Below are 23,759 nucleotides of genomic sequence, written 5' to 3'. Positions count from 1 at the left end.
AACGGTCCGTGAACGCCAGCTTTGATTTTTTGTTCAACCTTAATTTATGCGGATTAGGCGAGCCCTTGAGTTGCAGCAGCCCATCAGGCCCGGCTTCCTATCCTATTTGGCTGCCTGCTGATCCCAGCGGTCATAAGCGGCCTGGTAGATCTCCGCAATGCGGTCGCCGCCCATTTTCTTCACTTGGGCTTTATATTTGTCCCAGTTCGAGAGCGGTTCCTGACCGGTCACGAATTTGGCCTCCATTTGCTCCACATAGCTGCCGAGGTCCGACTGAAGCGAAGTGACCTCGTTTTGTTCCTCTTCCGTCAGGTAGACGTTTGGATAAGGCACTTTTGCATAAGGCAAAATTTTCGCCTGATTTTCCTGTTCGACCCAATCATCCATTTCGGATCTCAAGCCCTGGGTAACTTCAGGCAGGCTGACACCAGGCGTCGTGATGCCGTAGTTTGGTGTCAGTGTGCCGCGATACTGCTCGCGGTCTCCTCCATCCGGAACGGGCAGCCACTCTTTGATATGCTTATCTTTGTCCGTATATTTCCACAACACATCTTCCGGTCCTTGGTTGAACAAAGTCGAACCTTCATAACCATACTGATAATCAACCCAGCGCATCGTCGCTTCCGGCGCCGGATTGGTTTTGGAGATGGCAAAGGTGCCGTTTTTGGAAATGCCCGAGTTTTTCGCCACGACCGGCGAATCCGGGAAGCCCGTTTTCAGCGGTTCCATAAACGGATTATCGGTGTTTGGTTCCCCGCCGAGCATAAAGTAAGGCAGCCAGTCGTTAAACAGCGCAACCTGGTTGTTTTTCCCTTTGGCTTTCTTCTGGTCATCCGTTTGAGAAAACGTCTCATGGTCAAGCAAGTCGTCTTTCCACAGCCGGTTCAAGAAAGTCAGGTACTCCTTGTATCCTTCCTCCTGCGGGGTATAGTGCACTTTCCCCTGTTTATCCGCATAATAGACCTCGTCATACATGCCCCAGAAGCCCAGCAGCTGGACGCGAATATCCTTCAGCTTCGTGGAGGTGAGGGGAATTTCGTCCGCCTGTCCGTTGCCGTTCGGATCTTCGGTTTTCACCCGCTTCAGATAGTCGTACAGCTCATCCGGCGTTTCGGGAAGTTTGGTCACGCCAAGCTTTTTCAGGAAACTTCCGTTATAGTAGAGCGGGCTTTTGTACCATACAGCGCCTTTGTCAATATATGACAGAGCGTAAATATGGCCGTCCGGCGTCGTGATGGACTTTCGGATATCCGGATTCTCATCCAATAGCTTCTTGAGATTCGGCGCGTACTCGTCAATCAGGCCCTCCAGCGGAATCAGCGTCCCCTGGCTGCCGTAAGTGACCTGTTCGGCCGGGGTCAGACTTGCGGCATAAAAGATGTCCGGCAGATCCCCGCTCGCAAATACCAGATTCTTTTTGGTCTCAAAGCTGTCCACGGGAGCGGTCTGGAATGTGAGCTTGATGTTGGTCTTTTTCTCCATTTCTTGAAACACCGGCATCGTATCCCATTTGGCAGCACCAACGTCAGGCGCAAAAACGGACAAGGTGATCGGCTTGTCGACGATCGGAAAACCTTCCTTATGCACGCTTTCGGCAGAGCCGGAAGCCTTTCCCCCGTTCCCCGCCGAGCCGGAACCGCATGCGGCAAGCAGGGAAACAAGCATCGTCAGGCTCAGGATGATCCCCCATGATTTTAAGCTTTTTCTCATCAAATGACTCCTCCTGTCTCCTTTGTAGTGAGCGGCTTCATCTTGGACCCGCAGCTGCGACCCTTATTTAACTGGAGCGCCTCTGTAACCGCTATTTGTTAGCGCTTACAAAAAAGTGTAATGAAGACAATGACAGACGTAAATATGTTATTTTTGCTATGTTAAAAAGGATTCCTTCGGCTCTGGTCTGACAGGCGGCTTTAGCTTGCAAAGCCTTATATAAGGCGGGATTTTCCAAATTCTCGCATGTTTGGAATGTGTCAAATATGATCTTAAAAAAAGGGCCTGTTTGTCATACACCTAAAGATTGCTCCGTCTGTTGGAACCCCTTATACTGGTCTGTATCAGTCAAGGCGGCAGCCGATTGGAGGATTTTTGTGCAGCATTTCTTATTTCAAAGCCAGACCGGCCATCATGAACTTTCCGTTTACGATACGGACGAGCTGGACGGACAGAAAGGCCGCTTCCGGGTTCTGCAGTTTGCCAGTGAAGCGAATCAGGGCGCTATGGACCTGGAGGATCCGCAGCGGATTCTGTTTGAATATCCCCGGGCTATCCTTCATCTGATGGAGCACAACGCTCCGTCTTTCGAACATGTTTTTATGATCGGGCATGGAATCGGAACCTTATCGGGATATTTGGCCGGAAAAAACGTGACGGTCGCCGAGCTAGACCCCCTGGTCGTCCGGATCAGCCGGGATTATTTTGGCTATAGCGGTGATAACGTAATTGTAGGGGACGGGCGAAAAATACTTGAACAACAGCCATCCGGAAAGCTGGATTACGTCCTCCTGGATGCTTTTAATGCGGAGGGCACGCCCGGGCACCTGGTTTCCATGGAGTTCTTCTGCCTCGTTTCGGACAAGCTGCAGCCAGGCGGAACGGTGATGTTGAACCTGACCGGGCGAGCCGGCCAGAACGCTCTGCTCGGCGCGATCGGCGAAACGCTGGGCCAACATTTTGCGTATACTCAAGTTTTCTCTTTAAAAGCGGAAAACCGCGGGGACGTAGTCAATTTCATTCTGACGGGTTCAGCCAAACCGCTGTTGTACCAATCCCGCCATATGGCCGGATTTACGGAAATCTTGCTTCCCCCGGGTTATCTGCTGTGGGATTAGAAGGATTGAAATATGATATTACTGCCCATAACAAAAAACGCTCCGGACAGGAGCGCTCAGGCTGTCGAGAAACCCCCTGTTTTTTGCACGGGGTTTAAAATTGCCTTATTAGTTTATAAAAATGGGTTCTCAGATCGTTTTAAATCCATTTTTGTTTTAAAAGATGAGTCTCCCCATATAAAAAACAGAGTGTCGAAAAGTCCTCTGGACTTTCTCGACACTCTGAGCGCTCCGGACAGGAGCGCTTTTTCTGCTGCGATGCCTAAACTCGAAATGCCGAAGATCAAGCGTGGAATTCCCGTCCGTCCAGCACTTCAGGTACGTATCCGGCACGGATTGTAAAATCGCCGAAATGCTCGCCGTCGAGCCGTTCCTTGGCATAACGGCTGATAATCGGCTGCAGCGAGTTCAAAATTTCGTCTTCGCCGATATTTTCCTTGTACAGCTTATTCAAGCGATTGCCGGTAAAACCGCCGCCAAGGTACATGTTGTAACGCCCCGGCGCTTTGCCGATAAACGACAGCTCGGCCAGCATCGGTCTTGCACAGCCGTTCGGGCAGCCGGTCATCCGAATGACGATGTCCTCCTCGCGGAGACCCGCCTCCTCGAGCATCGGCTCGATTTTGTCCAGCAGCGCCGGCAGATAACGCTCGGATTCGGCCATGGCCAGGCCGCAGGTCGGAAGAGCGACGCAGGCCATCGAATTTCGGCGCAGCGCCGAATAATGAGCGCCGTCCGTCAAGCCGTACTGGTCGATCAGGCTCTGGATTTTTTTCTTTTTCTGGCTGCTGACATTGCCGATCACCAGGTTCTGGTTCGGCGTCAGACGGAAATCGCCGGTATGGATCTTGGCAATTTCACGGAGTCCGCTCATCAGCGGATAATCGTCAAAGTCTTTGACTCGTCCGTTTTGGACAAACATCGTAAAATGCCATTTGCCGTTGCTCCCTTTCACCCAGCCATAGCGGTCGCCGTTATGGTCGAAATGATAAGGACGCGCTTCCTGAAGCGAATATCCGAGCCGCGCGGTCATTTCTTCTATAAGCCAGTTGATGCCGCGGTCATCGATCGTATATTTGAAGCGGGCGTGCTTGCGAACGGAGCGGTCGCCGTAATCCCGCTGGATCGTCACGATTTTCTCCGCGACATCCACCATCTGCTTTGGCGTACAAAAGCCGATGATTTTGGAAACCTGCGGATACGTCTTCGGATCGCCATGACTCATTCCCATACCGCCGCCGACCGCCACGTTGAAGCCGGCCAGTTTCCCTTTCTCGACTATCGCGATAAAACCAAGATCCTGGGAGAACACGTCCACGTCGTTGGACGGCGGAACCGCGATTCCGATCTTGAATTTCCGCGGCAGGTAAACCGGCCCGTAGATCGGCTCCACTTCGGTGTCCTGATCCCGGCTGTCAATCACCTTCTCCTCGTCAAGCCAGATTTCATGATAGGCCCGGGTGCGCGGATCCAGGTGTTTGCTCACCTTGGTCGCCCATTCATAGACCTCGCCATGAATTTCAGACTGGTACGGATTCGGGTTGCACATCACGTTGCGGTTAACGTCGCCGCAGGCCGCGAGCGTACTGAGCAGCGCGTCGTTAACTTCACGGATCGTATTTTTCAGGTTCCACTTAAGCACGCCGTGCAATTGGAACGACTGGCGGGTAGTCAGCCGGATCGATCCGTTGCCGTATTTGTGGGAAATACGGTCCATCATAAGCCACTGCTCGGGGGTCACGACCCCGCCGGAGGCACGGACACGCAGCATAAACTGGTAGGCAGGCTCGAGCTTTTGATGGGCCCGTTCGTTGCGCAAATCCCGGTCATCCTGCATGTAGCTGCCGTGATGCTTCATCAGTCGGTTGTCGTCTTCCGGAATGGAGCCGGTAATCGGATCCGCCAGCGTTTCCGTCAGGCTGCCCCGCAAATAATCGCTTTTCCGTTTAATTTCTTCAACGTCGCTGTGTGGTGCGCTGTTAGGCGACAATAAATGATTTTCTGACATCTCCTCTATCTCCTTTCAGAACGGCCTTTCTGTTTATCCTCAATAAACATCCCGCTGGTAGCGTTTCTGCTGCTGCAGGTCGGCGAGGTATTCAGATGCCGCTTCCGGGCTCATCCCGCCTTCTTGCACAAGAATTTTCTGAAGCGCGCCGTGAAGGTCCTGGGCCATATGCTTCTCATCGCCGCAAACGTAAACATAAGCGCCGTCCTGAAGCCATCTGTACAGCTCGGAGCTCCGTTCAAGCATCTTGTGCTGCACGTACACCTTCTGGTCTGTATCTCTGGAAAAGGCCACGTCCATCCGGGTCAGCACCCCATCCTTCAACCAGCGCTGCCACTCCACCTGGTACAGGAAATCCGTCGCGAAATGCTGGTCCCCGAAAAAGAGCCAGGTCCGTCCGCCTGCGCCCTGCTCTTCCCTTTCGCCCAGGAACGAGCGGAAGGGGGCAACCCCGGTGCCGGGACCTATCATAATCATAGGGGCGTCAGGGTCGGCCGGCAGCTTGAAGTTTGGATTCTGCTGGATAAATACCGGCAGGCTGTCGCCCGGCTCCACCCGCTCGGCCAAATGGACGGAGCAAACGCCGTAGCGCTCGCGCCCGCCGTTCTCATAACGGACCGCGCTGACCGTGACATGCACTTCATCCGGCGCTGCCGACGGGCTGCTTGAAATCGAATAAAGGCGGGCCGGCAGCTTGCGCAAAATGCCGACGAAATCACCGGCCGGGACGCCCTTCAGGCTGTAATCCCGCACAAGATCCAGCAGGTCCCGCCCGTGCAGATAACTGCGCAGCTCCTGTTCGCGGCCGGCCGCCAGCAATTCCTTGAGCGCACTGTCAGGCACAAGCTTTGCGGCCTGTTCCAGCAGCGGTCTGGTCAGCACGGTAATTTCGTAATGCCGCAGCAGCGCATCGCGCAGCGGGCCTTGTTGTCCCTTCTTATCCAGGGGTACAGTCTCATCCGGCTTCCAGCCCATGGCGGCGATCAGCTCTTCGACCAGCCGCGGATGATTCTCCGGATAAATGCCCAGGCTGTCGCCCGGTTCATAAGTCAGTCCGGAGCCTTCCAACGAAAGCTCCAGATGGCGGGTTTCCTTGGCGGAACCCCGTCCGTTCAAATTCAGGTTCTCAAGAACCTCCGCATGGAACGGGTTGATTCTCGAATATTCCGATTGTACCTCGGCGGTTGCAGACGCCCCCGCCTCTGTCCGGCTAACCCATGCGGATGCCGATTCTGGCTGGCTCTGACCAACGGCCGCAAGCACCTGATTCATCCACTCCGCCGCCGGCTCGTCGAAATCGACGTCGCAGTCCGTGCGGGGAACAAGCCGCTTTGCGCCCAGCTCCTCAAGCCGCTGATCGAAGTCTTTGCCGGTTTTGCAGAAAAACTCATAAGAGGTATCCCCCAGCGCCAACACGGAATAGCTGAGATCCTTCAATTCGGGAGCCCGCTTGCTGTTCAGGAAACCGTGGAACGCAATCGCGTTGTCCGGCGGATCCCCTTCGCCCTGCGTGCTTACGACAATAAACAAATAATGAAGTTTCTTAAGCCCGTTTGTTTTGAAATCGCTCATGGACGACAGCGTCACCTGGAAGCCCAGCTGCTCCAGCTTTTGACCCAGCTTTCTGGCCAATCCTTGGCTGTTGCCCGTCTGGGAACCAAACAGGACGGTCGCTTCTTTCGGGGCGGACGGTGCTGCGGCGGCAGTAACCGGGCCTGCTGCGGCTTCCGGAGCCGGGCCCGCAGCTGTTGAGGACAGGGCTGCAGCCTGAACCGGAGCGGCCTGAAAGGCGGCCAGATAACCGTTTAACCAGATCCGCTGGGATTCCGTTAACGTCGGCAACAGACGGTTCAGAAGCTCGGCCTGCTCTTGAGTAAAAGGGCTATTCGTAACTAAAAGTTCCAACTACATCCACCTCGCACAGCATACATGTTTTTAATTTTAATTCCTTTTAATTTTAATTCCTTTTAAATCGATCAACTTTGAAGGTTTATATCTTTCGCTCACTTGAACGTAACATATAAGGTAGACAGGGTCAATTTGCTTCCTCTTATAGAACTCATTAGTAAACGTTATAAAGGAGTAACGTATCCTTTTTGGCCATAGGAGAAGCGGCTCTTGAAGGAAATTAGATTTTTCGTCTGAATTGTAAGATAATAGACAGATGAGCTTTACACTATGCCATTTGGGGGTCAGTCGAATGGTAAGACTTTACGTCCTAGCCGGATTTATTATGGTATTTCTAAAAATGCAGCTCGACGGGGATCTGAACAAATATATCAACACCAAATACGCTTACCTGTCGGTATGCTCTATTGTGCTGCTGATTCTTTTGTTCATTTTTGAAGCTGCCCGTTTCTATGCCAGGGAAAGGAATAGCAGAACCCGGCAAAAAACGCCCCCTGTCCTGGAGGTAACCGGCAAAAGCATCCGGGTGAACCGGGAACAGGCCGATGATCGGCAGGAACCCTTCCGCGTCACTTCTGACGAAGAACATACGCCGTACGCAGATCAGAAGGATTGCGATCACGGACTTGCCGCGCCGGGCGCCGGGCCTTCCATGCCGCACGAACTTGCGACGGAGCACGTACACTCCGTGCCGCACGAACATCACGGGCATGGGCACTCGCACCATCACGGCCACTCGCACGCGGACCACGGCCATCAGCACGCCAGCTCATCCCGGATCATCCGCTGGCTGACCTACGCGGTGCTGATTTTTCCGGTGGCAACGGGTTTGTTCCTCCCGGTGGAAACGCTGGATTCGAGCTTTGTCAAAGCGAAAGGGTTTTCCTTTCCTGCAATCGACGTATCCAACGACAATCCGGGTTATCACCAGTTTTTGAAACCCGACACCAGCGTTTTTTACGGGAAATCCGGCTACAAGACCGTCTCCCAGAAAGAACTGGCCGGGTTCGAGAACCAGCCCGAGCTGGATCTGACGGATAAAACTTATCTGAGCGGCCTCGAGGCCCTCTACAATTTTCCCGATAAGTTTTCCGACAAGACCATCAGCTTCGACGGTTTCATTTACAAGGGCGAACAAACCCAGGCCGGGAATTATTTTGTATTCCGCTTTGGTTTTATCCATTGCGTGGCGGATTCCGGCGTTTTCGGCATGCTCGTGCAATTTCCGAAGGAGACCCAACTTCAGGACGATCAATGGGTGCATGTGACCGGAACTTTAACCTCCGAGCTGTACCAGCCGTTTAAACAAACCTTGCCCGTTTTAAAGGTGGACAGCTGGAAAACGATTGAGGCTCCATCCGATCCCTACGTGTACCGTACCTTCTAGGGAAAGCCCGCAAATCGGAGAGCGGCCCTGCGGCCATTTCTGCAACAAGTTTTTTACGTAAAAGGGAGCGATCAGGTTTGATGAAACAAATATCCTGGAGGAAAATTGCGCTTACGCCATTTGTCTTTTTCTCCATCGTTATGCTTTTAAAAATGGTGCTGGTTTGGGCCGTTGTATTCAGAACCGAAGGCAGTTTGATCCTGTCTCTGCTTGTCGGAATCCCGCCGGTGTGGTTTATCTTCAGCCTGCTGGAAAGTTATGCGTACAAACGCAAGCTTAGCGCTTATCTGATCGTGGATCTGCTGCTGACGGTCATTCATTTTGCCGTAATTATGTATTACAAATATTTCGGCGTCATCGTAACTTATCACGAGCTTCGCCAGGTGAACCAGGTTTCCGAGGTCAACAGCAGCGTTTTTTCCCTGCTGGATCCTTATTACCTGCTCATTTATACGGATATCGTGGTTATCTTCGTCCTTATGCTGTCCAATAAACGGTTCCAGGCTTTCGGACGCAGCCTCCGGGTTCAGGGAAACCGTGGTCTGTTCGGCATCGGCCAAGTGGTCATGCTCGTGCTGTGCGCCGTAACCATCCTTCCTTTCCGAAACGGCATGAACGAGCTGCAGCAGGCCAAAAACATGGGCGTCATCAACTATGAAGTGTACGTCGCTTTCGGAACTTCCAAAGACTTGAAGATAGACCCGCAAAGCGTAACCCCGGATCAGGTAGCCCAGGTGAAGGGAATCACCGATCCGGCTCAGCCGGCCTATTGGAATGCGGCCAAAGGCAAAAACGTCATTATCCTGCAGCTCGAAGCTTTTCAAAATTTCTTGATCAATCTGAAAATAGACGGCCAGGAAGTTACGCCAAACATGAATGCCTTGGTGAAAAACACGTTTTATTTCCCTCATTTCTTCCAGCAGGTGGGACAGGGCAACACGGCCGACGCCGAGTTTGTGGTGAATACCTCCCTGTATGTTCCGCCAAACGGCGCGGCCTCCGAGGTTTATGCGGACAAAGTGCTGCCAAGCATGCCGAAGACTTTAGCCGCAAACGGCTACCGGACGGCAACGTTCCATACGAACAGCGTCATTTTCTGGAACCGGGATCAGCTGTACAAGGCCTTGGGCTGGGAAAAATATTACGACAATACGTTCTTCGGCGACAGCGATCCGGTAGCGTTCGGCTCCTCCGATGAGGTGCTTTACAAAAAGACCTCCGAAGAATTAGCGAAATTCCAACAGGAAGGCACGCCTTTCTATGCGCAAATCATTTCGATGTCCGGTCACCATCCGTTCCGGATTCCGGAAGCGAAATTCAAAATGAAGCTGCCTGACCGCTTTAAGGGCACGCTTGTAGGCGATTATATTCAGGCCCAGAATTATGCGGACTATGCGCTAGGCCAGTTCATTCAGGAGCTGAAAGCAAGCGGCGTCTGGGATAACAGCGTCATCGTCCTGTACGGCGATCACCAGGGTCTCCCGGTTTACTCCCTGAATAATGGCGAGAAAGCGCTCATGAAGGAAATCTACGGCCGGACGTATACCGTGCCTGACATGATGAACATCCCGCTGGTGGTATCGGTTCCCGGCCAAGGCGCGAAGGTGTTTGACCAGATCGGCGGGCAATCGGATATTTATCCGACGATCGCCAACCTGCTCGGGGTTTCTCTGAAGGATCAGGTTCACTTTGGCCAGGATTTGCTTAACCATACGGAAAACGTGCTTCCGGAGCGGTATTACCTCCCTTCCGGCTCCTTTATTACCGAGCAGGGCGCCTTTGTGCCGGGCACCAGCTTCAGCGACGGCAAAACTTACAAGCTGAACGGCGACCTGGTGAACAAGCCGCTGGAAGCGCAGACGGAATACGACAAGGCCCGCAAGCTGGTCAGCATGTCCGACGGTTTTGTCTCCTCGCTGCCGATACGGAAATAAGGATAATCTTCCGATAGTTATTTTTCGCTGCAAACGGGTTAAAAGAATTTAGAGTTAAAAAGACTTAGCGTACGCCTCCGGGCGTGCGTTTTTTTTTGGCCTGAAAACGATCATTTCCCACTGTTCATCCGGTCAACTTATGCTAAAATAACTTTTTAGGACTGTAAAAGCTGACATCAGAGTTAGACAGCAACTGGAGGGAAACCATTGATTGACCGAATACGAAGTCTCTTCCGGATTAAAAATTACGGGATGTACGTCGTGGCGATGCTGCTGCTTGGCGTCTCGATCGGGGTAACGGGCCCTTATTTATCTTTATACTGCACCAGAGTCATCGGCATGAGCACCGGGGCCTACGGTTTGTTTATGGCCGTTCTGGCTTTAAGCGGCGTGGCGGTGAACACGATTCTGGCCCGGTTTTCCGATAACGGCATTAACCGCAAAGCGGTCATCGTTGCCGCTGTGTGCTGCTCGGCGATGGGCTACGCCTCTTTTCTGATCTTCCATAACTATATAACGCTGCTGATCTGCGTCTCGCTGCTGGTCGGGCTTGGCGCTCCGGCGATGCCGCAAATTTTTGCGTCCGCGCGGGAAGCGGTGAATGAAAACAAGGAAGCCGTCGATTCCACCTTTGCCAATTCGCTGCTACGTTCCCTGTTCTCCGCCGGATTTCTGATCGGCCCTTTGGTCGGCAGCCTGCTGCTGCTGAACATCGGATATAAAGGCGTATTTCTTGGAACTTCAAGCCTGTTTATAGGCATCGGGCTGCTCGTTTTTTTCCTGCTGAAGAACAAAAAAACCGTGAAATCTGCGGTAAACGTCAAACCTATTGCCGATAACATGAGCGGCAGCGTAGGGCTTCGCAACAAGCTCATTTTGCTTCCGTTCGTCACGCTGATTCTGCTGAATACCTGCAATACCGTTTACAACCAGACCATTCCGCTGTTTGTCGTCAACCAGCTGCACGGCACGGAAAGCCAGGCCGGTTTTGTCGTCGCTTTGTGCGCCGGGCTGGAAATACCGCTCATGATCGGCCTCGGCGGGGTCGCCGCAAAAATCGGAAGCCGGGCCATGATGATGATCGGCTGCATCCTGGCAGCCCTTTATCACGTTATTTTGCTGCAGACTCATGAGCTGTGGCCCATCATTGCCGGTCAAGTGCTGCAAGCCGCCTTTGTCGCTATGGTCATTGCGATTGCGCTCAGTTATTTTCAGGACCTGCTGCCGACTTTGCCGGGGCTTGCAACTATTTTATATACGAACGCTACGACACTTGGGCAGGTGGCCGGAAATTTGACGGGCGGCACCGTATCCCAGTTTGCAGGGTTCCGCAACGTGTATTGGGTATGCCTGATCCTGGTGCTTGCCTCTTTCGTTCTGCTTTCTCGAACCAAACCGGCCGCAAGCCAAACCCCATCGGTTAAGATAGAAGCCTGAACCCGGGTTGATAAAACAAAAAAGGCGGCTCCAAGTCCAGAACAGGACTTGGAGCCGCCTTTTGCAGCTAAGACCGTTGTATGTTACTCCTCCAACAGCTGCACTTCCGTTTCCGCGATCTCCCTTCCGTTAACGAGCAGCACGATCCTGTGCAGCCCCGGATAATGGCGGCGGGTCGTAAGATTGGCCCAGCGGTGCGTGCGGGTCCCGGCGATCCTTGTTCCGCCCGGCACCGTTTTGTCGCTCAGCAGAAACAGCTTCCGGGAAACCTTCCCCCCCGCCTTCACAAAATCCACGCCGTATTCGACGCGAATGTGAGCCGCTTCCCCGTCCCGGATGCGCAGCTCGTAAGCCAGCTCGGATTGTTCCCCGATGGCCGCCTTCTTCGGGGATGCCGATAGAGCGGCAGCGGCCGCCAGAGCTTCCCCCTCCTCCGGATTCGCATAACCGAAGAGGGCCAGCACTTCTGGATCCGCTTTACGGACGAGATTCCGGCAGCCATGGCGGATGATCCAGTCCGTGTTCGAATCCTGGCCCGCCCACTGCCGGGCCAGCCGGATCACGAGACCGGGATGGTCTTTGGCTATATCATTGAGATTGTTCGCCACGCTTTTGCGGACATACAGGGAGGGATCGGCCTTCAGGCGCTCCAGCACCGGCAAAATCGGGGCCGGGTCTTTCTTGAACATGCCGAGCGCTTGTCCCCAGGGAAGCCGGGGCCGGCAGCCCTCGCTGGCCAATCGGCGCACATGTTCATTCGGATGCCCGGCCCAGGTCAGCATCTGCTTCATCATCCGCTCGGGATCGCGGAGCAGGAAAGGCCTTACGGCAAACTCGGCCGACGATTTCGGCGTAAAACGCTCCAGCGCCTGCATGGACAGGTCCCAATCTTCCTCGGCCCGGCCAAACACCTCCACAAAATCCGGAAAAATCAAATACGGAAAGCCGCTGCAGTCCCGGTCAATCGCAAACAAAACCGCGATGGCCTCCCGATAAGCGGACGGCAAATAACGTCCGAGCGTTTCGGTAATTTTGCGCATCCTCGCTTTCAGCTCCAGCGTTTCCCAATCCGCTTCCAGAACGGAACGGGCGAATCCTTCCCGGTCAAACGGCGGGTATGCCGTGTGAAGCTTGTCTCCAAGCTGCCTGATAAAAGGCTCGTTGTATACGTTTTTTAGTGGCTCTGCCAAAAAAATTCTCCTTTCCCGCCTGCAGTCCGCAGAGCGGCTGACTTTCATTTAGGGTTTAATCGAGCTCTAGCTCTTAGCCCCAAACCTGATTTCGTTTTTTTATTATAACACTATAAAACCTATATACGCATATATGTTCGCATGACGATTCCAACAAAAAACGCCCCGAAGGGCGCTCACATCCACTGATCATATTTTTGCATGAAATTTTCAGGGGTCACCAGCCCTTTTTGCAGCAAGGGATTGGGCACAGAACGGTTGTACTTCAAGATGCTCCGGTTGAGCTCCTCGATCTTCTGCTCATCCCCGGTCTCTCCCCGTTCGAGCAGCCTCTTCATTTGTTCGGCGATTTGTTTCCTCTGCTCCAGTCCGGCTCCCAGCGCTTCTGCCTCTCGCCAACCGGCCATTCATGGCGAATCGTCGGGCCAGGGACCTTGGATTTAATGATTCGGTTTCGCGGCGTTTTTCTCCTGCTCGCGGAGTTCGACCCGGCGGATTTTTCCCGAGCTGGTCTTAGGAAGATCGCTTGCAAACTCAATTTTCCGCGGATATTTGTAAGGCGCCGTAATCTGCTTCACATGGTTTTGCAGCTCTTTCGCCAGTTCCGGCGAAGCCTCTTCCCCATCCCGCAGCACGACAAAAGCTTTTACGATATGGCCGCGGATTTCATCCGGGCTTGCCACCACCGCACATTCCTTTACGGCTGCATGCTTCATCAGCGCTTCCTCGACTTCGAATGGCCCGATCGTATAGCCTGAGCTGATAATGATGTCGTCCCCGCGGCCTTCGAACCAGAAATAACCCTCTTCGTCCCGCGAAGCGCGGTCTCCGGTGAGGAAATATTCGCCGCGCATGCTGGATTTTTTCCGCTCAGGATCTTTGTAATACGTACGGAACAACGCCGGCATATCCTCATGAACGGCAATATTGCCCACTTCGCCCGGAGCGGCCGGACGGCCTTCGTCGTCCACAATTTCCACGATGCCCGCAGCCAGCGCTTTCCCCATGGAGCCAATCCGCAGCGGGGCGTCTTTCAGGGCCCCGATCAGCAGCGTGCTTTCCGTTTGTCCGTATCCGTCGCGGATCGTGAGCCCTTGCTTGCGTTCAAAAATCTCAATGACTTCGCGGTTAAGCGGCTCGCCTGCCGAAACGGCGCTCCGCAGCGCGCCCAGATCGTGCTCCTCCAGTCCTCCCGTTTTCGCCATCAGCCGATATTCGGTCGGGGTGCAGCAGAGCACTTGAATTCTGTATTTCTCCAGCAGGTCCAGGTAGCGTTTCGGAGAAAACGAACCGCTGTAGATAAATCCGGTAGCGCCGCTTCCCAGCACGGACAGGAACGGGCTCCAGATCCATTTCTGCCATCCCGGGGCCGCGGTTGCCCAAACGATGTCGTCCTGGCGGATATCCATCCAATTTCCCGCCGCAATGCGGAGGTGAGCGTATCCCCAGCCGTGGGAATGCACGACGCCTTTGGGATTCCCCGTCGTACCGGAAGTATAAGCCAGAATTGCCATATCTTCGCGCCGGGTTTGAACGGCCTCAAGCGTATCCGGCTGGCCTTCCATAAGCCCGTTGATGTCCAGCCATCCTTCCTGCGGCTCGGACATTTCCTCTGAAACGGCAATGCGGTGAGCCAGGTTTGGAAGCGGCTCTTCGATTCTGTCGACTTCCCCCGTCAATTTTCCCCAGGCCAGAACGGCCTTGGCTTCCGCATGCTGAAGGCGGTAGGACAAATCCTTGGCGCGGAGCAGCTCCGAGGAAGGGATAACTGCCAATCCCAGCTTCAGGCAGGCCAAATAAATGACATAAGCGATAATCGTGCGCGGCACCATCACCAGCACCCGGTCCCCTTTTTCCAGCCCCAGCTGCTTCAGGCCGCCGGCCAGCCGGTTCATCCGGACGACCAGTTCGCCATAAGTAATTTCTTTATCTTTGCCGTCCTCACTCAGCCATTTAAGCGCCGTTTTGTCCTTTGGATGTTTTTCCACTTCTGAAGCGATGTTATAAACCTCTGGCGCAATCCATTCCTGTACGTTCACCCTGCTGTCCCCTTTTTAGTCCAAATCACTGCTTATGATTTGATTATAACACTTTATCCTAGTAGCTGGTACTAGTACCAACGAATTTAAATAGATCTTCCTGCCTTACGGACCTGTTTCCTCCTAAAATTCATGCTGAATTCATGAAGAACGCCTGCGCCATGCATGCTGTATTTGCACCGCGTTCACCTGATATTTACACCAAATTCCCCCCGCCTATTCACCGCCATGTTTTCCCTTTTTTCATTTCCTTTGTTGCAAATTCGGCAAGCTAGGTTAAATAAGTGTCATAATTACTTCACTCAAGGGGGTTTACCTGAATGCCATTCAAACAGATGAAAAAAGCCTTCCAATTCACGGCCGTGGCCTGCCTTGTATCCATGCTTGCGGCCTGCTCCGGCGGCACGTCCGGCGGCCCAGGAGCCGCCCAGGCGGACGCTGCAGCCAACACCGGCTCCGGCTCCTCCGTCAGCCCTGAGGGACGGGTCGTGCTGGATTACTGGACCTGGTGGGGCTCCGAAACCCGCAGGCCGATTATTGAAAAACTTGTCGATGATTTCAATAAATCGCAGGACAAAATTTTTGTAAAACACAGCTATTATCCTTATTCCGACATTTTCACCAAGGAGCTTGCCGCCGTTTCCGCCGGCAACCCGCCGGATATCATGATGAACGATATCAACTCGGTCCAGCAGCGGGCCAGCAAAAACCAAGCGATGGACCTGTCCAAATACGTCGAACGCGACAAGGTGCAGGACCGGTTTTTCCCGGAGCTGTGGAATACAGTGCTTTACAAAGGCGATCCTTACGCGCTTCCGTTTAATACGGATACCCGCATGATGTTCTACAACAAAGATGATTTTAAAGCCGCCGGCCTTGATCCGGACAAATTCCCGGATACTTGGAACGAGCTGGAGCAGGTGGCCCGGAAGCTGGATAAGAAACACGGCAATACTTATACCCATATCGGTTATTCGCCGCAGTTCAACTCCGACTGGAATTTGCTCCAGCTGAACTTCGACGGGGGCCGCAACTTCTTCGACGACAGCGGCAAACCGATCGTCAACGCGCCGGCCAAAGCCGAAGCCATGCAGTATATCCTGGACAACGCGAAACGGCTCGGGCAGAAAAATATCGATGCCTTCAAAGCGGATTTCGGCAGCCAGCAGGCCAACCCGTTCCTGTCAGGCAAAGTGTCCATCTGGACCGACGTGACTAATTTCTATACGCAAATCCGCGATTACGGAGACGGAATCAATTTTGGCGTAGCTCCCCTGCCCGAAACGAAAGAAGGTGCCGGACACTGGAGCGTCGGCGGCGGTTTCGTCATTGAAATTCCTGCTGGCGCCAAACATCCGGACGAAGCGTGGGAGTTCCTGAAATACATGACCGATGTTGAAGCTCAAACCTACTGGGCGGAGAAAAACTTCGACAACGTCGCCAACAAGGAAGCTTCTAATTCGCCTGAGCTGATGTCCAATCCGGTCTATAAAGCTTCCGTAGAGAACCTTGCCCATACGAAGCTGACGCCTAATCCGCTGAACGCACCGGATTACATGAACCTGATCAACCCGCAGCGGGACGCGATTATGCTGGGACAAACCTCCATCCAGGATGGGCTGAACAAAGCCCAGGCCGACGTGGAGAAGCTCGTATCCGGAAATAAATAAACGCGCCCTCACGTTAAGCTAATTTACTTTTACTTTCAGCAATCCTAAGAAAGAGGTGCAGAACATGGCACTCCTCCAGCCCGCCGCAGCCAGAAAAGGCAGGTCGCTCGCCAGCCGGGAAGCCTGGCAGGGATTTGTATTCATCAGTCCCTGGATCCTGGGGTTCCTGCTTTTTACCGCCGGTCCGATGCTTTTCTCGCTTTATGCGAGTTTTACGAACTATGACATCACTTCGCAGATGGCCTGGATCGGCTTCAGCAATTATGACAATATGCTTAACCACGATCCGCTTTTTTGGAAATCGCTCAGGAACACGCTGTATTTCGTTGTCATCAGCGTACCGCTGCAGACGGCGGCGGGACTGCTGCTGGCCGTGATTCTGAACCGGAAGATGCCGGGCATCCGGCTTTTCCGGACCGTGTTTTACCTGCCGTCCGTCTTGTCCGGGGTAGGCGTTTACGTATTATGGATGATGCTGCTTTCCCCCAGCGCCGGTCTGGTGAACCTGACCTTAAGCTGGCTCGGCATCGACGGACCGGCTTGGCTCACCGACCCGGCCTGGACCAAAAATGCCATCATCCTCATGAAGCTCTGGGGAGCAGGCAGCATGATGCTGCTGTATCTGGCCAGCCTCCAGGCCGTTCCGAACAAGCTGTATGAAGCAGCCGAGCTCGACGGAGCCGGGCGGCTCCGCAAGTTCTGGCACGTGACGCTGCCCATGATCACGCCGGTGATCTTTTTCGAAATCGTGACCGGTTTGATCGGCGGCTTCCAGATTTTCCAGGAGGGTTACGTCATGGGCTACGGGAACGACCCTGGAGCGCCTATGAACTCCCTTTTGTTCTATAATCTGCACATGTTTTTGAAAGCTTTTAAGGTGTTTGACATGGGATACGCAATGGCGATGGCCTGGTTCCTGTTCCTGATCGTGCTGGTGCTCACACTGATCAATCTGACCTTGTCCAGATTCTGGGTCCACTATGAGGGGGGTGAACAGTAATGAACATGACGGCGTACAGCAAAAGAGAATATGCGCGCGAGCGCGAACGTGAACAAGAGCGAAAAATTGCGCTTATGGCCGCTTCGCCGGCGAAACCGATGAGCAGAAAATTGGTCACGGTGCTCATGTTTTTGCTCATGACGTTTGTTGGCCTGCTCATGCTGGTCCCTTTATGGTGGATGATCTCGACGTCGCTCAAATCGATGCGGGAAATCATGTCTTATCCGCCGACGATCGTGCCCAAGCAGGTGCATTGGAATAACTACATTCATGCCTGGCAGAAAGGCAACTTCGGCAGATATGCGCTTAATACGCTGCTGCTCGCAGGCATCGGCGTCTTCTCCCATGTGTTGTCCAATACGTTTGTCGCTTACGGCTTTGCCAAAATACGCTTCAGGGGCAAAAAACTGCTGTTCTCCATCATGCTCGGCACGATGATGATCCCCAGCTTCGTCACGCTGATCCCGCAGTATGTTCTCTTTTCAAAGCTGCACTGGATCAATACGTATTTGCCGCTGACCGTGCCCGGCTTTTTCGGGAGCGCCTTCCAGATTTTCCTGGTCCGGCAGTTTTTCCTGACGATTCCGAATGAGCTGATCGAAGCCGGCAAGGTGGACGGAGCGAACCATTTCCGGATCTGGTGGCAGCTGATGCTTCCCCTCTCCCTGCCGGTGATCGCCACCATTGCGATCATGACGTTCCAGGGAGCCTGGAACGATTTTACGGGACCGCTCATCTACATCAACTCCGAATCGCTGTTTAACCTGCAGATCGGACTGCAGGCCTTCAAAAGCACGGAAACGACCCAGTGGCATTACCTGATGGCCGGATCGGTCATAGTGCTTTTGCCTGTAGTGCTCCTGTTCTTCCTGTTCCAAAAATATTTTATCGAAGGCATGAACATTTCTTCGGCTACGAAAGGCTGAAGCCGGGTTCTGCCTTGCCCAGCCGCCGCTTGCGGCGCAAAAAGACCCTTTTCTCGGAAAAGGGTCTTTTTGCTTTTTATATACGAAAGAGGCCGGCTGCGTTTACCCGATCAGAATTTTCTCTTCCGGATATTTAAGCTTGGAGGAATCTTTGGAGCGCGTTAAGGCCAGCGCGATCGTCAACGGTCCGAGACGGCCGACGAACATCAGCAGCATGATGATGATTTTGCCCCAATCGCTCAAATTCGGAGTGACCCCCAGAGTCAAACCCACCGTGCCGAAAGCCGAGACGGCTTCAAAAGCCAGATTCATCAGCGGAATGCCGCTTTCGGTCACTTCCAGCAGGAAGCTGCTCATAAATACCAGACCGATGCCGATCATCGCGATTGCCAGCGCCCGGAAGACCAGATCTTTGGGGATTCTTTTCTTCAGAAAGGTGATGTCCTCTCTTTGTTTGATAAACGTCCAGACCACGAGCAGCAATAAGAAAAACGTTGTGATTTTGATGCCGCCCGCCGTTGAGCCCGATGCCCCGCCTATAAACATTAAACCCATCGTCAGCAAAACGGAATCACTGTTCAGCCGGGTCAAGTCCACCGTATTAAAACCCGCGGTCCTCGGAACCGTTCCCTGAAAATAAGAGGCCAGAACCTGGTCTTTGAAGGGCAGTGCGCCCAAGGTCAGCGGATTGTTGTGTTCCAGCAGGAAAAATAAAATAGAGGCCAATATATTCATCACTAACGTTACGCCTAACACCGTTTTGGTGTTCAAGGACCATTTCCGCATATTCTTTTTCTGGACGATCTCCAGAATAACCGTAAATCCTAAACCGCCCAAAATATATAGGAAAGATAAAACCAGGTTAACCGGCCAGTTCCCCACATATTTCGTCATGCTCGCATAATTGCCCATAATATCGAAGCCCGCATTATTAAAAGAGGAGACCGAGTGAAAAATACCGTAGAAAACAGCCCAGCCGAGCGGCATTTCCCTGGACCAGGCCAAAGCCAGGAGCAGCGCTCCGGCCCCTTCAATGACCGTCGTCATGATCAGCACCAGCTTGACCAGTTTGACGATGCCGGAAAGGTTAAACTGGTTCATGGCGCTTTGGGCCATCAGCCGGTTGGACAAGCTGATCTTTTTGCCCAAAAGAAGGGCGACAAGGATGCCGAAAGTCATGAAGCCCAGCCCGCCGACTTGAATAAGGAGAAGAAGGACCGTTTGCCCGAACACGGTAAAGGTGGTTCCCGTGTCCGTGACGACCAGTCCGGTTACGCAGACGGCCGATGTGGCTTCAAACAGCGCGTTCAGGAACGAGATCGACTTCCCGGGCCTGAGGGAGACCGGCAGCATCAGCAGTAGCGCTCCGGCAACGATCATGACTATAAAACCGATCGATAAAATTTGGGGAGGGCTGAAGCGGATCTGGTTGATCTGTTTCAGTTGTTTGTTTTGAGTTTTGTTTTGAGTTTTGTTTTGAAACATAAAACACTCCTGATTATGGTTTATTTCTGACTGCTCATCCCCCCGCCTTCCGGCTGACTTAACCCCAGTCTGACCACCAGCGGTTTGATGGTCAGCCCTTGGACAAGCAGCGAAAACAATACGACGCTGAAGGTGAGGACGAGCACGTCTCTCCTGCCTTCAAACGATTCGGGCAGACTGAGGGCCAGCGCCAGCGACAAGCTGCCTTTCAGTCCTCCCCAATTCAATACGGCTTTCCAGGAGGAGGGGAACGATTTAAGCGGAGCCGTGCTGGCATACAGCGCCAGGGTACGCCCAACGACTACGATGACAACGGCAGCCAGTACAAGCGGCCACTGATCGCCGAAAGTAATCCATTTGATTTCCAAACCGATCATCAGGAAAATTAGGGAATTGGCAATCAGCGTAATCGTGTCCCAAAAAGAATGGATATTCATCTGCGTTTTATCCGACATTCCCACTTTAGCGCCATAGCTGCCAAAGATCAATCCTGCGGTCACCACGGCGATGACTCCGGACACCTGCAAATGCTCGGCGATAAAATAGCAGCCAAAGAACAGCAGCATGGAGAAAGCGATCTCGAGCGGGTAATCATCATATAGCCTGATGATCTGCGAGAACAAATAGCCAAGCGCCGCTCCGAGCGCCAGCCCTCCTAGTCCGAACTGGAGGAACAGCAAGATGCCGTGCCCCAGTCCCGCCCAACCCATTTCCAGGTAAGTGAACAGATAAACGGAGGAAATTTGAAAAAGCACGACGGCGATCCCGTCATTGAGCAATGACTCCCCTTCAATGACGGCAACAACCGGTTTGGGCACCCCCATGGATTTGAAAATCGAGATAACGCTAATCGGGTCGGTGGCGCTCATCAGCGCCCCGAAGGTGAAAGCGACAGGCAACGGGAGCTTCAGAACATAATAGGCGAGCAGAGCAATGACGGCAAAAGATAACAGCGTACCGCCGAAAGCCAGAGCCGCGACCGGCTTGGCTTGCTCCCTCAAGTGGGAAACCGGCATTTTGATCGCCGCGTCTCCGAGCAGAATCGGCAGGAACAACGAAATAATAATACCTTGAAAAACATGGGATTGGGTAATAAAGGATTTAGCGTCCTCCAGAAAAGGAATCGTCGTTAAGCCCAGCCCTAGGCCAACCACGACCAGGGCAATGGAATAAGGAATATTGATCTTCTTGGCGACCGCAATGACCGAAACCGAAATGGCCAGCAGAATAAGCAATTCAATAAACGTAGAGTTAAACGCATGCATAATATCCCTCCTAAATATCCTTGCGCCTTTTAATAATGGGTCTCTCCAAGCTATAATTGAATAAATAAAACGTTTGTTTCAGGAAGGAGACTGTCTGTGTTAGAGCAAACAAGAAGCAATAATATCAACCGATTTAACGGATATGGCAACCTCTATGACCAAAGCAGACCGCACGCCCCGAACGAGGTCGTATCCCTGATTAACGGCTACCTGAACGGACAGCCTGATACAGTCGTGGATGTCGGCTGCGGAACGGGTTTATCTTCGTTTCTGTGGTTTGGCCAAGCCAGGCAGGTCTACGGCGTCGAACCCAACGACGACATGAGGGCCGTCGCGATCGGCAAATGGGCGCAGCTGCAGAAGCCCGAAGGGATAGAGTTCATCAAACGCCTCTCCCACCAGCTGGAGCTGCCTTCCTCCTCCGCCGACGTTATCACCTGCTCGCAGTCCTTTCACTGGATGGAGCCGGAAAGCACCCTGAAGGAGTTTGCCCGCGTGCTGAAACCGGGGGGCGTATTCGCCGCATACGACTGCGATTGGCCGCCCGCTTTCCGCTGGGAGATCGAAGACCTTTATATGAAACTGCTGGAGCTTGGCGATACCCGCGCCCGCGAGCTGGCCTCGGAAGAAGAATGGGCGAAGAAATGGGATAAAAACCAGCATCTGCGCAACATCCGCGAATCCGGACTGTTCCGCTATGCCCGCGAAATCGTGTTCCATCAGCGGGAAGCCTTCGACGCCGAACGTTATGTAAATCTCGCCTTGAGCCAAGGCAGCATCCAAACCGCATTGAAGCTTGGAGCCACGGACATTCCGGAGGCTGCCGAGGAATTCCGCAAGCGGACGGAAGCTGCTTTCGCCGGACAGACCCTGGACCTGTTGATCAGCTACCGCATGAGGGTCGGCGTAAAATAACAAGTGGTTCCGCTGGTTCCCGTTTGCCTGATAAACGCGGATGATCGCGGCCACGGATGCCCGATTGTCCGCCCTGGCTCAACCTCCGCCAAATTCAGCACGGATTACGGTTTCGTACATTGGCTCATACCCCAGCCGGGTCCTGTACAGTACGATCGAAGAAACCTGTTCGCTGCCAAAATCCGGTTGTCCATCCTGGCCGGGTGCCGCGTAGGCCAGGACGGCCGCGTTCGGAAGGTATTTGCGGGCAAGGGTAACATGCGGGTTATAAGGACGGTCCTCGCGTTTAAAGCCCCTCGGGGCCAAAGCCGCGGTGACAGCTTCGTATAACCTGTTTAACTCTTCCCTTCCTTCTACCGCAGCCGCCCATAAGACACGGGGCTGCTCGGGACGCCCGAAAACTCCCGTGCCGGCGATGCCGAGCGTAAACGGAGTGAACGGTTCGACGGCCTGAATTAAGCCTTGCTGAATCCCGGGAAGCCTGTCCGGTTCGATATCTCCCAGAAACTGCACCGTGATATGCAAGTCTTCCGGATGCACCCATTTCCTGAAAGGAATATTTGACTGCTGCTGACGGCACCAAGCCGCCAGCTTTTTTTTGATGCCCTCAGGAATCGGGACGGCCGCAAACACCCTCCAGCTTTCCTTCCCGCCAGTCCCTTTCAGGGCAGTGTTCGGTCCGGTACGGTTCATGGCCTCTTCCTCCTTTTCTCCTTTCCCCATCCATAACGAATAGTATGTACATGAATAGCCAATTACAATTCCGATGAAACTAAACCACATTTCGCAAATTTGCGATATAATAATAAAGTTTTTAAATATTCATATTTTTATAAAAAGGAGATCCCATCATGAGTTCGCTTTCCAAGCGCCAAACGGCGCTGTATTTGACTTTTCTTATTCTGGTCTGGGGCATCAACTGGCCGCTCTCCAAATTGGCGCTTGTTCATACGCCTCCCGTGCTGTTTGCCGCCATCCGCACGTTCATTGGCGGGGCGCTCCTAGTCCTGATCGCCCTGCCCAACTATAAAAAACTGAATCTCCGCCGGAATTGGCCCGCCTATTTAATAGCCGGTATTCTGAACATTACACTTTATTACGGCCTGCAAACCGTCGGACTCGGCTATATGCCCGCCGGTATTTTCTCCGCCATCGTATTTCTGCAGCCCGTCCTTCTCGGCATCTGCTCCTGGCTGTGGCTAGGGGAGTCGATGACCGCCTCCAAAATGAGCGGACTGCTGCTCGGCTTCTGCGGCGTCGGCGTGATCAGCGCCGGAGGCCTCAGCGAAGGGCTGTCGGCTGCGGGCATTCTGCTTGCCCTCGCTTCCGCGCTCAGCTGGTGCCTGGGAACCGTTTTCATCAAAAAAACCGGGGATTCCGTGGACCTTATCTGGATGACGGCCGTGCAGCTGCTGTTCGGCAGCGTATTCCTGTTCATTTGGGGCGGCTCCACCGAATCGTTTGGCGCCATTGAATGGACGCCTGCCTTTATTGTCGAACTGCTGTTTATTTCCATATTTGTGATCGCCATCGGCTGGCTGGTATTCTTTAAGCTCGTACAGTCCGGCGAAGCCAGCAAAGTCGGGTCGTTCACCTTTCTGATTCCGCTGCTCGCCCTTGGCTTCAGCGCCGTATTCATGCATGAGCAGGTCAGCCTGAGGCTTGGACTTGGCATGCTGCTGGTGCTGGCCAGCATACTGCTGGTCAACGTGCAGCTGAAAGGCAGAAAACGGCGCCCTCTCTGAAAAGGAGCTGAAATCCTAAATT

The 23,759-nt window shown here is 53.4% G+C and carries 18 protein-coding genes; 9 read left to right on the top strand and 9 right to left on the bottom strand.

The annotated features are described in order from the left end of the window. Positions 1-102 precede the first annotated feature (102 nt). Positions 103-1,710 carry a type 2 periplasmic-binding domain-containing protein gene (locus AC3ZPD_RS01810; protein WP_490982548.1) on the bottom strand — a complete coding sequence of 536 codons (1,608 nt, stop codon included), beginning with the start codon at positions 1,708-1,710 and terminating at the stop codon, positions 103-105. 377 nt (positions 1,711-2,087) lie between these two features. Here AC3ZPD_RS01810 and AC3ZPD_RS01805 point away from each other — a divergent pair, with 377 nt between their 5' ends. After that, on the top strand, positions 2,088-2,828 hold the full coding sequence (locus AC3ZPD_RS01805; RefSeq protein ID WP_490982547.1) for a spermidine synthase: 741 nt from the start codon (positions 2,088-2,090) through the stop codon (positions 2,826-2,828). A 283-nt stretch (positions 2,829-3,111) separates the two neighbouring features. On the opposite strand, the gene cysI is transcribed toward AC3ZPD_RS01805, so the two are convergent. Both cysI and AC3ZPD_RS01795 read right to left on the bottom strand, forming a co-directional pair. Continuing rightward, complete coding sequence (gene cysI, locus AC3ZPD_RS01800; protein WP_490982546.1) at positions 3,112-4,836, bottom strand: assimilatory sulfite reductase (NADPH) hemoprotein subunit; 1,725 nt, start codon at positions 4,834-4,836, stop codon at positions 3,112-3,114. Positions 4,837-4,875: 39 nt separating this feature from the next. Then, complete coding sequence (locus AC3ZPD_RS01795; RefSeq protein WP_490982545.1) at positions 4,876-6,741, bottom strand: assimilatory sulfite reductase (NADPH) flavoprotein subunit; 1,866 nt, start codon at positions 6,739-6,741, stop codon at positions 4,876-4,878. Positions 6,742-7,036: 295 nt separating this feature from the next. Here AC3ZPD_RS01795 and AC3ZPD_RS01790 point away from each other — a divergent pair, with 295 nt between their 5' ends. The 3 genes from AC3ZPD_RS01790 to AC3ZPD_RS01780 all read left to right on the top strand — a co-directional run bounded on the left by AC3ZPD_RS01790 (position 7,037) and on the right by AC3ZPD_RS01780 (position 11,502). Further along, on the top strand, positions 7,037-8,131 hold the full coding sequence (locus AC3ZPD_RS01790) for a TIGR03943 family putative permease subunit (RefSeq protein WP_490982544.1): 1,095 nt from the start codon (positions 7,037-7,039) through the stop codon (positions 8,129-8,131). Between the two features lie 80 nt (positions 8,132-8,211). Then, a complete protein-coding gene (locus AC3ZPD_RS01785) occupies positions 8,212-10,065 on the top strand; it encodes an LTA synthase family protein (protein ID WP_490982819.1) in 1,854 nt (617 codons plus the stop codon). A 207-nt stretch (positions 10,066-10,272) separates the two neighbouring features. Then, on the top strand, positions 10,273-11,502 hold the full coding sequence (locus AC3ZPD_RS01780) for a sugar efflux transporter (RefSeq protein WP_490982543.1): 1,230 nt from the start codon (positions 10,273-10,275) through the stop codon (positions 11,500-11,502). Positions 11,503-11,585: 83 nt separating this feature from the next. On the opposite strand, the gene AC3ZPD_RS01775 is transcribed toward AC3ZPD_RS01780, so the two are convergent. From AC3ZPD_RS01775 to AC3ZPD_RS01765, 3 genes are all read right to left on the bottom strand, one after another. Then, on the bottom strand, positions 11,586-12,692 hold the full coding sequence (locus AC3ZPD_RS01775) for a DNA alkylation repair protein (protein ID WP_490982542.1): 1,107 nt from the start codon (positions 12,690-12,692) through the stop codon (positions 11,586-11,588). A gap of 176 nt (positions 12,693-12,868) precedes the next feature. Beyond that, positions 12,869-13,099, bottom strand: coding sequence for a hypothetical protein (locus tag AC3ZPD_RS01770; RefSeq protein ID WP_490982541.1), 231 nt, complete (start codon positions 13,097-13,099; stop codon positions 12,869-12,871). A gap of 33 nt (positions 13,100-13,132) precedes the next feature. Next, positions 13,133-14,731: an acetate--CoA ligase gene (locus AC3ZPD_RS01765; protein WP_490982540.1), complete on the bottom strand. Its 1,599-nt coding sequence runs from the start codon at positions 14,729-14,731 to the stop codon at positions 13,133-13,135. Between the two features lie 320 nt (positions 14,732-15,051). Between AC3ZPD_RS01765 and AC3ZPD_RS01760 the strand changes: the two genes are divergently transcribed. The 3 genes from AC3ZPD_RS01760 (at position 15,052) to AC3ZPD_RS01750 (ending at position 18,327) form a co-directional block, all read left to right on the top strand. Further along, positions 15,052-16,401 (top strand): ABC transporter substrate-binding protein, encoded by a 1,350-nt coding sequence (locus tag AC3ZPD_RS01760; protein WP_490982539.1) that lies wholly within the window; start codon positions 15,052-15,054, stop codon positions 16,399-16,401. A gap of 64 nt (positions 16,402-16,465) precedes the next feature. Beyond that, positions 16,466-17,401 carry a carbohydrate ABC transporter permease gene (locus AC3ZPD_RS01755; RefSeq protein ID WP_490982538.1) on the top strand — a complete coding sequence of 312 codons (936 nt, stop codon included), beginning with the start codon at positions 16,466-16,468 and terminating at the stop codon, positions 17,399-17,401. Then, positions 17,401-18,327 carry a carbohydrate ABC transporter permease gene (locus AC3ZPD_RS01750; protein WP_490982537.1) on the top strand — a complete coding sequence of 309 codons (927 nt, stop codon included), beginning with the start codon at positions 17,401-17,403 and terminating at the stop codon, positions 18,325-18,327. The genes AC3ZPD_RS01755 and AC3ZPD_RS01750 overlap by 1 nt, the downstream gene beginning before the upstream one ends. A gap of 102 nt (positions 18,328-18,429) precedes the next feature. On the opposite strand, the gene AC3ZPD_RS01745 is transcribed toward AC3ZPD_RS01750, so the two are convergent. Next, positions 18,430-19,812, bottom strand: a complete 1,383-nt coding sequence (locus AC3ZPD_RS01745) for a TrkH family potassium uptake protein (RefSeq protein WP_490982536.1) — start codon at positions 19,810-19,812, stop codon at positions 18,430-18,432. Positions 19,813-19,832: 20 nt separating this feature from the next. Continuing rightward, positions 19,833-21,077, bottom strand: coding sequence for a cation:proton antiporter (locus AC3ZPD_RS01740; protein ID WP_490982535.1), 1,245 nt, complete (start codon positions 21,075-21,077; stop codon positions 19,833-19,835). A 96-nt stretch (positions 21,078-21,173) separates the two neighbouring features. Here AC3ZPD_RS01740 and AC3ZPD_RS01735 point away from each other — a divergent pair, with 96 nt between their 5' ends. Continuing rightward, entirely contained in the window at positions 21,174-21,992 is an 819-nt protein-coding gene (locus AC3ZPD_RS01735; RefSeq protein WP_490982534.1) for a class I SAM-dependent methyltransferase, read from the top strand. Between the two features lie 78 nt (positions 21,993-22,070). On the opposite strand, the gene thpR is transcribed toward AC3ZPD_RS01735, so the two are convergent. Next, complete coding sequence (gene thpR / locus AC3ZPD_RS01730) at positions 22,071-22,685, bottom strand: RNA 2',3'-cyclic phosphodiesterase (protein ID WP_490982533.1); 615 nt, start codon at positions 22,683-22,685, stop codon at positions 22,071-22,073. Between the two features lie 158 nt (positions 22,686-22,843). Between thpR and AC3ZPD_RS01725 the strand changes: the two genes are divergently transcribed. Next, positions 22,844-23,737 carry a DMT family transporter gene (locus AC3ZPD_RS01725; protein ID WP_490982532.1) on the top strand — a complete coding sequence of 298 codons (894 nt, stop codon included), beginning with the start codon at positions 22,844-22,846 and terminating at the stop codon, positions 23,735-23,737. Positions 23,738-23,759 lie beyond the last annotated feature (22 nt).

The organism is Paenibacillus mobilis (assembly GCF_058267595.1).
This window is presented reverse-complemented; position numbering and strand designations above follow the sequence as displayed.